13 protein-coding genes are annotated in these 14,834 nt (G+C 41.4%); 9 read left to right on the forward strand and 4 right to left on the reverse strand.

Annotated features, from left to right (window positions below):
* The first annotated feature begins 206 nt into the window (after positions 1-206).
* The 4 genes from ACXYMT_RS07735 to ACXYMT_RS07750 are packed head-to-tail and all read left to right on the forward strand — an operon-like array spanning position 207 to position 5,319.
* Positions 207-893, forward strand: a complete 687-nt coding sequence (locus tag ACXYMT_RS07735; protein WP_459058506.1) for a TetR/AcrR family transcriptional regulator — start codon at positions 207-209, stop codon at positions 891-893.
* Positions 886-2,568: a peptidase domain-containing ABC transporter gene (locus tag ACXYMT_RS07740; protein ID WP_459058507.1), complete on the forward strand. Its 1,683-nt coding sequence runs from the start codon at positions 886-888 to the stop codon at positions 2,566-2,568. Before ACXYMT_RS07735 ends, ACXYMT_RS07740 begins: the two co-directional genes overlap by 8 nt.
* Complete coding sequence (locus ACXYMT_RS07745; protein ID WP_459058508.1) at positions 2,561-3,901, forward strand: HlyD family secretion protein; 1,341 nt, start codon at positions 2,561-2,563, stop codon at positions 3,899-3,901. The genes ACXYMT_RS07740 and ACXYMT_RS07745 overlap by 8 nt, the downstream gene beginning before the upstream one ends.
* Before the next feature lie 14 nt (positions 3,902-3,915).
* Positions 3,916-5,319: a TolC family protein gene (locus ACXYMT_RS07750; protein WP_459058509.1), complete on the forward strand. Its 1,404-nt coding sequence runs from the start codon at positions 3,916-3,918 to the stop codon at positions 5,317-5,319.
* Positions 5,320-5,324: 5 nt separating this feature from the next.
* Here ACXYMT_RS07750 and surE read toward each other — a convergent pair whose 3' ends face one another.
* A complete protein-coding gene (surE, locus tag ACXYMT_RS07755) occupies positions 5,325-6,059 on the reverse strand; it encodes a 5'/3'-nucleotidase SurE (RefSeq protein ID WP_459058510.1) in 735 nt (244 codons plus the stop codon).
* Positions 6,060-6,195: 136 nt separating this feature from the next.
* Between surE and ACXYMT_RS07760 the strand changes: the two genes are divergently transcribed.
* Positions 6,196-7,107 carry a diacylglycerol/lipid kinase family protein gene (locus tag ACXYMT_RS07760; RefSeq protein ID WP_459058511.1) on the forward strand — a complete coding sequence of 304 codons (912 nt, stop codon included), beginning with the start codon at positions 6,196-6,198 and terminating at the stop codon, positions 7,105-7,107.
* A gap of 9 nt (positions 7,108-7,116) precedes the next feature.
* On the opposite strand, the gene ACXYMT_RS07765 is transcribed toward ACXYMT_RS07760, so the two are convergent.
* Together ACXYMT_RS07765 and ACXYMT_RS07770 are read right to left on the reverse strand one after the other, a co-directional pair.
* The gene (locus ACXYMT_RS07765) at positions 7,117-7,503 is read right to left on the reverse strand and encodes a response regulator (RefSeq protein ID WP_459058512.1); all 387 of its coding nucleotides are present in this window, start codon (positions 7,501-7,503) and stop codon (positions 7,117-7,119) included.
* Complete coding sequence (locus tag ACXYMT_RS07770; protein WP_459058513.1) at positions 7,500-9,461, reverse strand: PAS domain S-box protein; 1,962 nt, start codon at positions 9,459-9,461, stop codon at positions 7,500-7,502. The genes ACXYMT_RS07765 and ACXYMT_RS07770 overlap by 4 nt, the downstream gene beginning before the upstream one ends.
* A 262-nt stretch (positions 9,462-9,723) precedes the next feature.
* On the opposite strand from ACXYMT_RS07770, the gene ACXYMT_RS07775 reads away from it, so the two are divergent.
* The 4 genes from ACXYMT_RS07775 (at position 9,724) to ACXYMT_RS07790 (ending at position 13,468) form a co-directional block, all read left to right on the forward strand.
* Positions 9,724-10,362, forward strand: coding sequence for a c-type cytochrome (locus tag ACXYMT_RS07775; protein ID WP_459058514.1), 639 nt, complete (start codon positions 9,724-9,726; stop codon positions 10,360-10,362).
* Between the two features lie 274 nt (positions 10,363-10,636).
* Entirely contained in the window at positions 10,637-10,987 is a 351-nt protein-coding gene (locus ACXYMT_RS07780; RefSeq protein WP_459058515.1) for a response regulator, read from the forward strand.
* A gap of 1 nt (position 10,988) precedes the next feature.
* Complete coding sequence (locus tag ACXYMT_RS07785) at positions 10,989-12,032, forward strand: hypothetical protein (RefSeq protein WP_459058516.1); 1,044 nt, start codon at positions 10,989-10,991, stop codon at positions 12,030-12,032.
* Positions 12,029-13,468: a glycosyltransferase family 2 protein gene (locus tag ACXYMT_RS07790; protein WP_459058517.1), complete on the forward strand. Its 1,440-nt coding sequence runs from the start codon at positions 12,029-12,031 to the stop codon at positions 13,466-13,468. The genes ACXYMT_RS07785 and ACXYMT_RS07790 overlap by 4 nt, the downstream gene beginning before the upstream one ends.
* Here ACXYMT_RS07790 and ACXYMT_RS07795 read toward each other — a convergent pair.
* Complete coding sequence (locus ACXYMT_RS07795) at positions 13,465-14,703, reverse strand: YaiO family outer membrane beta-barrel protein (protein WP_459058518.1); 1,239 nt, start codon at positions 14,701-14,703, stop codon at positions 13,465-13,467. The two genes, ACXYMT_RS07790 and ACXYMT_RS07795, sit on opposite strands and share 4 nt — an antisense overlap.
* Between the last annotated feature and the right edge of the window lie 131 nt (positions 14,704-14,834).

A 14,834-nucleotide genomic window follows, 5' to 3' on the forward strand; every position in this document is an offset into this window, starting at 1 on the left:
GCAACTCTATGCATGTTCTCTTCCCGAAAATGGCATTTTTGAGGGTAAAGTGTGCTTCGGCACTAGTGGTGTAATTCCAATCAGCCCCGTTGCTTTATCAGTAGGGCTTTGGCAAAGTAATTGATATAGGTTCACTCAAAAAAGGAAGTTAAACTTTCTAAAATAATAGTAAAACTATTAGATTTGCATCTTTAGATTTTGAACCTATGAAGCAATTACTTTCTCAAATCAAGATCGAGGTCAATAAAAACCTGTTCTTGAAAGATCCCGAATCATCTGATCTTGGAAAGAGGATCGTGCAAAACAGTATCCTGTTAATCGATAATATTGGATTTGAACAGTTCACTTTTAAGAAGCTTGGAAGGGAAATTAATTCCAATGAAAGCTCAGTCTACCGCTACTTTGAGAACAAGCACAAACTATTGTTATACCTCGCTTCCTGGTATTGGGGATGGAAAGAGTATCAACTTGTATTTTCCACAGCAAATATTCCAGACCCTCAGATTAAACTTGAAAAAGCTGTACATGTACTAACCAGACAGGTGGAGAAGGATTCTTTTGTATCTCACGTGGATGAAGTGGTCCTTAATAGAGTAGTTGTCAATGAATTCTCAAAATCTTATCTTACAAAAGAGGTGGAGAAGGAGAACAAGGAAGGATTTTTTGCGGTCTATAACAGACTTGTACTTAGACTTAAGGATCTAATTAAAGAGGTAGATCCAGATTATGCATATCCTTCATCTCTGGCTAGTACCATTCTGGAAGGTTCCCTGCATCAACATTTTTTGAAAGAACATTTTCCGGTTCTCACGGAGTGTAACTCCAGTATTTCTCCTTCTGAATATTTTATCCATATGATAAATAGGGTTTTAAAATCTGACAAGAATGCCTAAAGCTGAAATTTCACCATTACGTCGCCTGTACAGGCTACTTTCATTGGATCGCAGAGATATTTTGCAAACATTCTATTATGCCGTTTTTGCGGGACTTTTGAATCTTTCGGTACCCTTGGGAATTCAGGCTATTGTGAATTTCATCCAGGGGGGAAGAGTAAGTAATTCGTGGATCATTTTAGTAATACTTGTGACTCTCGCAGTTGGTTTTGTAGGTGTTCTTGAACTCATGCAGATAAGAATAGTCGAGAATATTCAGCAAAAGATCTTTACCAGGGGTTCGTTTGAATTTGCTTACCGATTTCCGAAGATAAAAATGAACGAATTCAAAAACTCTTATCCTCCGGAACAGGCGAACAGGTTCTTTGATATACTTACCGTTCAAAAAGGGGTTTCCAAGTTATTGTTGGATTTTCCTGCGGCCCTTATTCAGATCCTTTTCGGGCTCATTCTGTTGTCTTTATATCACCCTCTTTTTATCGTTTTTGGACTACTGCTGGTCGGGTTGATCTATCTGGTGTTCAAATTTACGGCCCGCAAAGGAATGGAGACCAGTCTTGATGAGTCAAAGAGTAAATACAAGGTAGCCCACTGGCTGCAGGAGATTGCCCGGTCGTTGTTGAGCTTTAAACTTTCGGGCAGTACAAATCTTTCACTTGCCAAAAATGACAAATACACAACAAAATATTTGACGGCACGGGAGGGGCATTTCGGGATCCTTAAGATCCAATATATCAAAATGGTCGTTTTCAAGGTCTTGGTAACTGGGGGTCTGTTAGCAGTTGGAGGCTTGCTGGTGCTTAATCAGGAAATGAATATTGGTCAATTTGTAGCGGCAGAGATCATCATCCTTTTGATCATGGGATCTGTGGAGAAGCTTACCAAAGGTCTGGATTCTATTTATGATGTTCTTACTTCTCTCGAAAAGCTTGGTGAGGTACTGGATATGAAAATTGAAACACAGCAAGCTGAAAATTCTCTTTTCGAAGGAGATCCACTTCAGATTGAGTTTTCAGACGTTGATTACAATTCCGAAGACACCAACAGGCCGATTCTGAAGGATATTGACCTAAAGATAGGGCCCGGGGAGAAAATAATGATAGATGGAAACACGGGGAGTGGGAGAAGCAGTCTGTTAAAGCTGATTGCGGGAATTACAGAGCCTTCTTCGGGCAATGTCTATGTAAATGACCTTCCTCTTAAAAGTTTAAAAATAAACGAATTCAGGAGCCGGGTGGGGGTTTTCTTTCCTGAAGAAGTGCCATTTGAAGGCACACTTCTTGAAAATCTTACCTTCAGTAATCCTTCAGTAACCGAAAAAGAGGTGCATGAAATTATAAAGGTTGTTGGTCTTTCTCAATTTTTGAGACAACAATCCAATGGTCTTAAAAGTGTTATTTATCCTGAAGGTAAATTCATTTCCAACCTTGAGCGCAAGAAGATCATTTTGGCAAGAGCAATTTTGAAAAAACCTGATCTTTTGATCCTCAAGGAACCACTTGAATTATTCGACAAGGAAGAAGCCTCAAGGCTTATAGATTATTTTTCCAAAGAGAGACAGGAGTGTTCTCTTCTGGTAGCCAGTAGGAATGAGGTTTGGGAAAAGATATGTACCAGGAAAATAATTCTGGAGAGTGGAAGGATTAAAGATACAATAGAATTACAGCATGCTTAACATCTCGAAATATTCATTAGGAAACAAAGTAGATCTCGGGCAGTTTGAGGCGGGAAGAAAAGCCCTTCACAAAAGGCACTACAAGTACTTCAACAGGTTTCTTCTGGGGGCTACTATTGTTTTGTTGATCATCCTTTTTCTTCCCTGGACACAGAACGTAAGCGGGAAAGGATACGTTACCACCTTAATGCCCGAGCACAGGCCGCAAACGATTCAGTCACCAATCCCCGGAAAGATCGAAAAATGGTATGTACGGGAAGGAGAGTTTGTACAGAAAGGAGATACCATCCTGCATATTTCTGAAGTGAAGGGTGAGTATTTTGATCCTTTATTGGTAGAACGTACCGCCGAGCAGCTGAATGCGAAATCGGGTTCTGTAGACTCTTATAGAGGAAAGATACAGGCGCTTACAGATCAAATGGCGGCATTGGCTAATGAAAGAGCTTTAAAGGAACAGCAGGCTTTGAACAAACTGCGGCAGGCGAGGCTAAAAGTTGAAAGTGACAGTATAGATCTCCAGGCGGTGCAGGCAAATCTTGAGATCGCAAAAGCACAATATGAGCGTACGCAACAACTGCAACAGGAAGGTCTAAAGGCATTGCCCGATGTTGAGGAGAAACGGCAAAAACTACAGGAAGCGCGTGCTAAACTTATCTCCCAGGAAAATAAATTGCTGGCCAGCCAAAATGAAGTTATTAATGCTGAGATCGAGATCAACAGGATCGGGGCTGAATACAGCGACAAAGTCTCTAAGGCCCAGAGTGAGTTGCAAACTGCACGTTCTAATCAATATGATGCTGTGGCGCAGGTGAGCAAATTACAGAACGAATACAGTAATTACTCGATTCGCAATGAGATGTACTATGTGCTGGCGCCTCAAAAAGGCTATATTAACAAAGCTCTTAAAGCCGGATTGGGGGAGACCTTTAAAGAAGGAGAAAGGCTGGTGGAGATCATGCCGGCCGATTTTGAACTGGCAGTGGAAACTTATGTAAAGCCTATGGATGTTCCTCTCCTTCACCAGGGGGAAAGGGTACGGGTGCAATTTGAGGGTTGGCCTTCAATTGTTTTTAACGGCTGGGAAAATCTTTCATATGGTACTTACGGTGCCCGCATTGTTGCTGTAGATAATTTCATTAGTGAGAATGGAAAATACCGCGTGCTCCTGGCGCCGGACCCAGAGGATGAACCCTGGCCGAAAGGGGTCCGTATAGGATCTGGAGCTACTACTTTGGCGCTGCTTGATGAGGTGCCTATCTGGTATGAAATATGGCGAAACCTCAACGGTTTCCCACCCGATTATTATGAGCCCGAAATTGTTGTTGAAAATTAAGAGCCAAACACAAAATGAGGTATCAGCTTACATTCTTTCTTCTTTTTCAATCTGTTTTCCTGCTGGGGCAAGAGCCCCCAGAGCAGGTACTCGGCTTTACCGAATATCTGGCTTATGTCAAGCAGTATCATCCTGTAGCAAGGCAGGCAAACCTACATTTGGAAATGGGAGAGGCCGAGTTGCTTAGAGCCAGGGGAGCATTTGATCCTAAACTGGAAGTAGATTACACCCGGAAAGAATTCAAAGGAACAGAATATTACGACATTTTGAATTCTACCTTTAAAATACCTACGTGGTATGGAATAGAGCTGAAAGCGGGCTTTGATCAGGCGGAAGGTGTATACTTAAATCCTGAAAGAACAGTCCCTCCGGAAGGCCTTTTTAGTGCAGGTGTTTCACTTTCTGCTGCCCAGGGTTTGGTAATAGATAAAAGACGGGCCGTTTTGCGTTCAGCAAGAGCTTTGATGGATCAGGCCGCTGCAGAGCGGGATCTTATGGTAAGTGAAGTACTTTATGAGGCTGCTGTTGCATATCTGCAGTGGGCGCAACTGCACCGTGAAAACCAGGTCTATAATGAATTCGTGGCAAATGCAAGGCAGCGGTTTACCGGGATCAGCAAGAGTGCAGCGGCAGGGGAGATCCCTGCCATTGATACTGTAGAGGCAGGTATTACTTTGCAGGACAGGCTTTTGCAGCTGGAGCAAACACGGGTAAAATTACTGAAGCAGAGACTTGAAGTTTCAAATTTTATTTGGCTGGAAAACAATGTGCCTGTTGAACTTCAGCCTGGTATTGTTCCTGAAGACATCCTGGATGACAGTGAATATTTTGGTGAGGAGATAGAGGATTGGTTAGAGGGTTACGATCTAAGCGAGCATCCTAAGCTACAGGCTTTGCAGGCAAGGTTACAGGCTCTTAAAATTGAGCGGAGGCTCAAAATCAATAACCTTCTTCCTAAAGTGGATCTGGAATATAATTTCCTGACTCCCGAGCCTGAACTGGTCGACAACTTTGACACTTCTAACTATAAAGCCGGAGTGAAATTCAGTTTTCCTCTTTTTCTACGGAAGGAACGGGGTGAGCTAAAGCTGGCAAAGTATAAACTTGAAGATGCTTCTCTGGAGCTTGAACTAAACAGGCGAAAAATAGATAACAAGGTAGAGGCACTGCTGCAGGAGCTGGAATCATATGTCGACCAGATCAACATCAGTGAAGAAATGGTTGAAAATTATCAACGACTTCTACAGGCTGAAGAAAGAAAATTCAGCTTTGGAGAAAGTTCTCTTTTCCTTATCAATACCCGGGAAAACAAATTGATAGAAGCTCAGTTAAAGCAAAATCAAATCCTTGTTAAGTATCTCTTAGCCAAAGCTGAACTCTTCAGGAGCTTAGGTATTATTCCGGAAAGCCTGGAATAAAAATTCTATTTGAATTTGCCATTTTTGGAACTCAGTATTTTTCTGTCTGTTAAATCCAGGATCATAGGAGTAATGCTGGTTTTGCCATTTTTGATAGCCCATCGGTCGGTATTCTCTTCTACTTCTTCAATGGGGAATACTGTGAACCAGTAATGCTCACGCCCCATAGGATCTTCCTGCTGGATTACCTTTCCATCGTAGTGGCGAACAGACTGGCAGGTCCAGACGATTTCGCCCAGAGGTTTCCTGGGAAAGTTGATATTAAGAAGTTCCATAGTTGATTCGTGCATCACCTCTTTTAATGAATCTTCTACATAAGGTTCAAGTGCTTCAAAATCAGGTTCGTTTTCACCAACTGAAACACTGAGAGCGACTCCGCGAATACCGAACAACACCGCTTGTCGCGCAGCAGATAAGGTTCCTGAATGCCAGGCTGAGTTCCCCAGATTCGATCCAATATTTATTCCGGAAAGGACCATGTCAATATCGTCAAACAAATGTGTTCCAAGGGCCACACAGTCGGCCGGAGTTCCACTCACACGAAAAGCATCCATTCCCTCAAAATGTATTGGGGATTTTTTATATGTAATTGGCTTAGCCGAGGTTATAGCCTGCCCCATAGAAGATTGCTCTACGTCAGGCGCCATGACTATAACATCACCATATTTTGATGCGCATTTGGCCAGGCAGGAGAGGCCGGGGCTATATATTCCGTCGTCGTTGGTTACAAGGATTTTCATAGTCAAGTTGTTTTTAATCAGGTTCATAGCTTAAATTACAAAACTTTGTATTAAGATAAAACGGCTTAATTATAAGTCTGTGTTAACATAGACATCATACTCTTTTCTGTGTCTTATATTTGAAGAAAGCAGTGAGATGAAAAAGGCCGTACTCATCCATAATCCTACAGCAGGTTCGGGAGAACACGAGAAAGAAGAGTTGATGAAAATGATCGCCTCTGCAGATCATGATGTAGAATATTTTTCTACAGATCAACCGGGATGGCAGGAATTTACTTCAAAAGATCCTGAGGTCATTTTCGTAGCAGGAGGAGATGGTACTGTTCAAAAAATGGCACAGACCTTACTGATCTCCAAAAATTTTAAGGTCTCAAAAATTCCTGTTCAGATCCTCCCTTTTGGAACCGCCAATAACATCGCTCATACGCTGGAGATTCCTCTAGAGATACACAGTGAAAAATTAAAAAAGAAAAAGCAGGTAAAGGGTTTCGATATAGGTGCGATTTCAGGAATTGACACCTTTGATTTTTTTATAGAGGGAATGGGATTCGGGATATTTCCCAAGCTTATCAGGGAAATGGAAAAAAACGAAGTGGAAATTGAAGATCCCGATAAGGAGCTAAAGGTCATCCTTATGAATTTAATTTCCATAGTAAAAGATTTCGAGGCAAAAGAAGCAGAGATCATTATAGATGACGAGAAGATAGAGGCTAAATTTCTTCTGGTTGAATTGCTGAATATCAAGTTTATTGGGCCTCAGTTTTACCTGGCCCCGGAAGCAGATCCTGGAGATGGAAAATTTGATCTTGTGGTCATTCCCGAAGAAAACAGGGCTTTATTGGTGCAGTACCTGCAGGAAGTGCTTAAAGGAAGAAAAAACGAGACCTCCTTAAGGTCTCTCTCTACAACCTATCGCGGGAAAAAAGCAATTTTGCAATGGAAAGGTAAGGAAGTGCATATCGATGATGACCTGGTAGAGCATTACAATAATGAAAAAATAGTAGTGGAGGTGGACCCTGGCAGACTTAGATTTCTTGTTGAGGATTAAAGGTCCTCCCTACAGAGCTGCAGTTGAAGCTATTTTTGTCAGGATATCCTGAGTGATGGGTTTACTAATAAAGCCTTTTACTTCTTTATAAGACCTCGCTTTTTCCTGGTCTTTGCTATAAATAGAGGAAGTGACGATATAGATATCGCAACCGTGATAAACATTGGGGCAATTCATTTTCAGGTTATCCAAAAATTCCCACCCATCAAGACTTGGCATATTGACGTCCAGCAGGATAATGTCGGGATTTATTCCTTCCTGCCTAAAAGAGTCCAGAGCAATTTGAGGATCATTGAACAAATGATCGGCTTCAAAAAGGCCACTTATGCTTATCATTTTCCTAACGATGATCCTGTAAATTTCATCGTCGTCGACTACAGCGATCGTTTTTTTCACTTGAAATTGATTTTAAATGTAGTGCCACATCCGGGAGTGCTATCCACTTCGATCTCGCCACCCATGGCTTCTACCTGATGTTTAGTTATAAAAAGTCCAATGCCCCTGGAATCTCTTCGGTTGGTAAAGGTCTTGTACAGGCCAAACAACTTTTCCATATTTTTATTGAGATCGATTCCAATTCCATTATCCGAAATGTGAAGGGTCCACTTTCCGTCTCTGTCAACTGCCTTGATCTCAATAACAGGTTGCCTGTTTTCATCGCTGAACCTCAACGAATTTGAAATAAAATTGAGCAACACGCTCTCTAAATAAGCTGAATTAAAATAAACCTTCGCATCTTCCGGAATATCCACAATCATTGCTGCCTTCTTTTCACGAATTTGAATAGAAAGATTTTCAATAGTCTTATTCACAAACTCCTGAAGGTTCAGATTTTCCTTTTTTAGATTCGGGCTGTTCTGAATAGAAACTACTTCATTGAGATGATGTAAGGTTTGGTTAAGATTTGCGGTGACCTTAGAAAGAAGTTCAACATAATGCTCCTTTTCTTCCGGGAGTTCGCTCATGCCGTACAAGTCAAGTATAGATTGAATGTTAGTGGAATGCGACCTCAGGTCATGTGAGATGATGTAGGAAAAATTGACCAGTCTCTTGTTTTGATCTAGCAGCACCTTATAAGATTTCGTCAATTGTAATTCTGCTTCCTTGCTTTTTGTGATATCTTCAATAATTGCAATGTGATTGGAAGGCTCCTGCCCCGGGTTCCACAAAGGAGAAACAGTAAGTTTTATCCAGCCTACCGTTCCATTCTTTTTAATTGCTCTTTTTTCCAGGCTGTACTCCTTAATCTCTCCTTGCAGTAGTTTTTGCATGAGTTTCTGGTTTTCCTCAATATCTTCGGGGTGCGAAAGCTGCTTGAAATTCATTCCGGTAATTTCTGTTTCTGAATAGCCCGAAAAATTTCTAAAGCGTTTGTTCGTTTCTATGAAAGTTCCGGTTCTGGTATCCATTCTGGCCATCCCTACTGCCGCCTGATTGAATATTTTTTTAAACCGAAAATTACTGTTAAAGATCTCGATGTTCTGAGCATCAACCATAGCCTGAAGTCTCTGGGGGCGTTGCATTACCTTAATGGTGAGATGTTTCAACCAGAAGGCTAAAAATAATAGTAGTATGCCTAAAGGCAAGAGACTAAGAAAAGGAAGATATCGGTTTTTAGGAGCTATATGTATCTTCCAGTTCCCATCGGTGAAAAGGACCTCATCCGAATAAGCATCAGATGAAACGTCTTCATCAAGGAAATAAGCGATATCTCCAGTATCGGGATCAACCTTGGAAAACTGGAATTTATATTCTTCGGAATTCAGCTTATTAAATCCTGCGTACTCCAACAAATTTTTGAACTTTATGATCACTGCAGAGAAACCCCAAAATTCATTTTCAATAAAAACAGGTAATCTTCCTACCACAGCTAATCCTCCTTGTTTAAGCTCAAAAGGTCCCGCAAAATACATTTTCTTCTCTCTAATGGCTCGAAAGGCTTCCTTGTTGCGCGTTTCGTCCTTAAGAATATTATAGTTGAGAGCGGCTTTATTCTCCTCCAGAGGATATACATGAGTGATCACGCCGTTGGGAACCAATTGAATAGCATCAAGATATGGATTCGCCTGCAGGAGTTGTTTAGCCTTTGCTTCGAAATCATGGATCTCTCCATTGTCACCTATCAGTAAAGCCTGACTTAAGGCAGCCGAATAGCTGCTTTTTAAGACCTGGGAAATATTATTATCTATCACTTGTATGATACCGCGCATTTCGCGTCCCCGTTCCTCATGCAAAATTAGATATCGTTGCCAGTAGATGAATGCTCCCAGAAGCAAAACGGTGAGAAAAACTAGAAATCCGGCCAGTACCGGTTTGTCGGATTTTAGGGGAAATCCTGGTTTTATAAAGCTCATGCTGGTTTTAGCTAATAAACAGCAAGTCTAACACTATTAATTCTATTAGGAAAATATTAACAGCTAAAACTTCGGGTTAGGAAGGCTTATGAAATTGAAGAGAGATGTAATTCAGGATGTGTTAAAAAACTTACACAGCGCCTTGACAGTCAGCTGTTTTAAGCTCTGAAGAAGCAGTACGACAAATATTTTTACATCTTAACGTTTTATGATTTTTTCGGCTCTAATTTTAAGGATATTTATGAGATAAAAAACTTTTCTTATGAAAAATATTGTTGTTTATTTTAATGCTATTGAATTGAAAAGATCATTCTTGATCTTTTTGCTTTTCTCTTGCTCAGTTATACTATTTACAGGATGCCAGGATAAGAATTATGCTAAAGTTCCCGAAGAACCTGTTATTGCAGAAGTTACCCAGGATCAAAAAATAAAGAGAGGCAAATATCTTGTTACAACCATTGGTTGTGCAGATTGTCATTCTCCCAAGAAAATGGGTGCAAAGGGGCCGGAAGAAATTGAAGGTTTACAACTCTCCGGATTTCAACAGGGACAAGAGCTTCCAAAAATTGATATGTCAAAACTTCCGCCCGGTTATATGGTCGTGAATGAAGATATCACCGCAGCTGTTGGTCCCTGGGGTACTTCTTTTGCTGCCAATATAACATCCGACGAGACGGGAATTGGCAATTGGAGTTTTGATCAATTTAAAATTGCGATGCGCAAAGGGAAATTTAAAGGCCTTGAAAATTCGAGAGATCTTTTACCTCCTATGCCCTGGTTCAACTTTGCGCACATGACAGATGAGGACCTCGAAGCTATGTTTGTTTACCTGCAAAGTACGAAACCGGTGGATAATGTTGTTCCGGCGCCAATTCCGCCCGGGGGACTGGCAGGAAAATAAATCTGAGAAATAGATCAAAAAAAACTTCTGAAACTGCAGGATCCTAACCCCTTTTACCGGAAAAATAGACGAACTGTCTCAAAGCAGAAAATGCTTATGAGCTTAATGAGATAATCAAATTTTGTTTCCCCCTTCCACGGCTGGCAGGGATAAAAATTTTTGCAACTCTCATAATATCAATAGAAGCTATCTTAATTTTAACAATTTTGTAACACAAATTTCTTAGATTTGCCTTGTATAGAGCCCCAATTCTATACCCCCTACTTAACCTAAAATGGCAAAAACGGCCCTGATAATTCAGCAGGATCTTATCTTACTGCAGGTCCTGGAACGAATGATCTTGACGCATCATTACAGATGCAAGGCAATTCGTGCCCTGGACGAGCTGGATATCGAGGACCAGAATAAGAATTTTGACCTTATCATTTCTGATATTCTTTTCGACGGAATAGCACCTTTGGATTATGTTCATCAACTAAAGGAGATCATTCCTCATAAGTCCCTGCTTATCATTACCAGTATGGGGCAACGTAAAGTGCGGCAGGAAATTCTGGACATCGGGAATATTTCCGGATTTTTTGGCATTCCTCTCAATTTTGATAAAGTAGAACAAATGCTGTCTTAATATGGAGGAAAAATTACTTCTACTTATTCAGTTCTTGATCTGCATTCTTATAATGATCTGGTTTATCATTGGCTTCAGCCTTGCTTATAGAAAGATCCGGAAAAGTCAGTTAGAAAAAATCGAAAGGACCTTTGCGCGGGAGATAGCAAAATTTCTCTACCCTCCTAATGGCGGGGAATATCATTATTTGAACGTGCAACGTGCACTGCAGGCAGTTGGGGCAAAGCCCTCAAAAAAGGGTAACATTCAGTATCTCATTGATTTAATGATCAGGGCTCAAAGATCAATGTTAGGAACAAATTACAATAAATTACGCCTTCTCTTTAGGCAAATACCTCCCTATGGTGCCTCTTTATCAAAACTAAATAGCAGGAAATGGTACATAAAAGCGAGAGGGATAAGGGAGATCTATGAAATGGAACAGGTCCAGCACATCAAGGAAATCACCCGGGAACGAAACAATCCTAATATCTTTGTGAGACGGGAAGCGCAGATCGCCATGGTGGTCTTTCTGGGTTGGGAGAGCCTCCGGTTTCTTCCCTATCTCAAAAGAGATATGACTTTATGGCAACAGATCAAGATCGTGGAAAAACTTTTTGCTCATTATCCCGATGCACAGATCAAGTACCTGAAAAAAACCTACGGGACCCAAAGACCATATGCCCAGGAGTTACTCATGCGGATCATAAGGAAGTTCAATCTTTTTACAGAAGTAGATTATATTATAGACTTTCTTGACCACGAAAGTTTTGATCGCCGGGAAACCGCGATCTACTGCCTTAGCTCATTCCAACTTACGCAGGAACAACTTAAGGAAGTAAAGAACAAGCTTTTTAAAATCACAAATACAGAACAGCAGGTACAGCTCTTAAAATATGTAGCGCGTATATCTCCTCAACCCGACCTGGAGTTTTATAACAAGGTCCTGCAAACAGGAAATGATATTCTGGAGCTAAGTGCTGCCGAAGTGCTTTGGAGGAATGGTCATGAAGAACTGGTGCGTGAATTCTACTACAGCCAGTACACTCTAAAAGAGGTGATATGACCGAGTTTTTACAAGGCATCTATGTAAAGATCAGCTGGATATTCTTTGTCTATGGAGCCCTCCTTCTAACCATTTACTTTCTTGGGGTTATTCTTTCGGCAAGAGCTGTAAAGCAAAACAAGCGCAGAGCGAGATTCCTGGAGGTGAAAGATATCGTGAGTGCTACAGATATCCCTTCGGTAACCCTGGTTGCACCTGCTTTCAATGAAGGCCTTACCATAGTCGAAAATGTCAAATCCCTGCTTTCTATCCAATATCCTTTTTATGAGCTTATTGTTGTCAATGACGGCAGCAAAGACAATTCCATGCAGTTGCTCATTGAGGAATACAAGCTGAAGCCAATAGATTCGACTTTTATGGTCCAGCCTATTCCCACCGCAATGGTGAGAGCTGTTTATAAAAGTACAGAAGTACAATACAAGCATCTTACTATCATAGATAAGAACAACGGTGGCCGTAGTGATGCAATAAACTGCGGAATTAATTTCGCTACGACAGAATTGGTGCTTTGTACAGACGCCGATTGTATAGTAGAACAGGACGCAATACTTAAGATGGTGCGACCTTATCTTGAGGAAGGTGATAAAGAGATCATTGCATGTGGTGGGGCCATTGGTGTGGCCAACGATTCCGAAATCAGGGAAGGGATCTTAAAGAAATTACGGGTGCCAAAAGATCTTTTGACCACTACGCAGGTGGTAGAATATATAAGGGCTTTCCTCATTGGCCGCATGGGTTGGGGGGAAGTCAATGGGTTGATGCTTGTTTCCGGCGCATTTGGAATGTATCCGCGTACCCGACTTTTGGAGGTAGGAGGTTTTAATACGAAAACAGTAGGTGAGGACCTCGAGCTTTGTATAAGACTACGAGTGCACATGGAAAAGCTGAAGAAAAAATATAAGGTGGTCTATATTCCGGAAACCCTGTGCTGGACCGAAGTGCCTCACTCCTATAATATTTTTGTCAAACAAAGAGACCGTTGGGCCAGGGGACTTTGGGAGACGCTGAAGCTTCATAAATATCTCTTTATGAACCCCAAGTTTGGAAAAATGGGAATGATCTTTTTTCCTTACTGGTGCTTCTTTGAATTTGGAGCGCCAATAATAGAATTCCTGGGAATAATATTTATGATGGTCTTCGGGTATTATGGTTTGATAGATTGGCCTTCGGCGATCCTACTATTTACTGCTGTCTATTTGCTTGGATGCATCTTTTCATCGGTTGCAGTTTTCTTTTACATCATGAACTTCCGGCATTATTCCTCTGCAAAAGAGATTTCAGAATTATTGCTTGCTGCTTACCTTGAGCCTTTCCTTTTTCACCCGATTCTTGTGTTTGGACAGTTAAAAGGTCTCTATAAAAAACTCTTCGGAATAAAATCGGGTTGGGGGAATATGACCAGGAAAGGTTTTAGTGCGGAAACCTCAGCTTCTTAGAACTTATAGCGGTAACTCAGTCCGGTAGTGAATTGGGTGCCGGTCTCATTGTTTGGCAGGTCTTCAGACAATGCACCGCCGCTAAGGGAGACCACGTGATGAAGCCCAAAAGTTTTAGAAATCCCAACATTAAAATATAAAGCTTCCAGAGTGGGATTCTCCTGCGCCCTTGTGTAGAGGGTAGGTTCATCTGGGGAGATCCCGCTACCTATCCTTCCAAAAATGTAATTTTCGGGAGTGCTTAAATAGTAACGCACATTGAACTGGTAATTCTGAACCAGCTGTTCATGACGCTGCGGACCTACAAATGCCCGGGCGTTGAGGTAGAAGCTTCCTGTATAGGCTGTTAGTCCTGCAATTCCAGTGAAATAGCTGTTGTCATTATAAAAAAGACTTCTAAACCCGGCTTCAGCCTCAAAGGAAGAGGCGAAGTTGAAAAAAACTGAAGCACTGGCCCTGTAATCGGGGAAGATCTTTCCTTCTGAAATTCCGATATTGGCAAAAGCGTACACCTTTTCAGAAAAAATGGGATAAGCTTCAACTTCATAAAGGCTGCCGTTATTATATGAGCGGTCGGAATAGGTTGCACGACCAATAAGAGCAAACCTGCTGAAGTTATGTTGATATTCAGCACTTAAGCCATACCAGGAGTCGTTGCGCGAGTAGTTGTCGCTAAAGGAAATATACTGCCCTGTAACCTGCACTGCATTACTAACTGTGAGGTTGATGAGCTGCTGAAGTGTATAGCGCTGTCCGTCATTAAGCTGTCCTGTGCTATAGGTCTTTGATGCCAGCTCACGGGCTTTATTTTTTTCACCGCTTTCCAGGAGCAACCTGGCCTTTCTTATGTTCAGATCTGGATCGGGGCCATAAATTTTTAATAAACTTTCGACATACCCCATGCCTTCACTTCCTTTCAGCTGATATAGGCGCTGCATCGCAATGGTTTGGACACCTTCATAAGCTGGTGCTGTAGATAGTAGCAGATCAATGTCTTGCCCGGCTTCTTCAAATCTTTGCAGGGCAAAAAGTGTTCGCGCCTGTAAGATCCTAATGTCGTGATAACCGGGAGCGACCTCAAGTCCCTTTGTGGTAAGATTTAATGTCTCCTCATATTTTCCTTCACGATATTCCTGCAGCGCCTGCAGGTACAATTTATCTGTGTCTATCTCCTGGCTATAGCTTAGGAAACTGCTGAAAACAAGGGCAAAAAAAAGGAGCTGATTTCTTGTCATTTTTGAGGGGCAATTGTTGCGCCAAATGTATAAAAAAATTAATCCTCTGTATTAAATAGTCTTTGCTGAACCTGAGCAAAATCATAAACAACATGGACAATTTTATCTTTTTTTGCACTGTAAAATCTTTA

It is taken from the genome of Salinimicrobium sp. CAU 1759 (assembly GCF_054482715.1).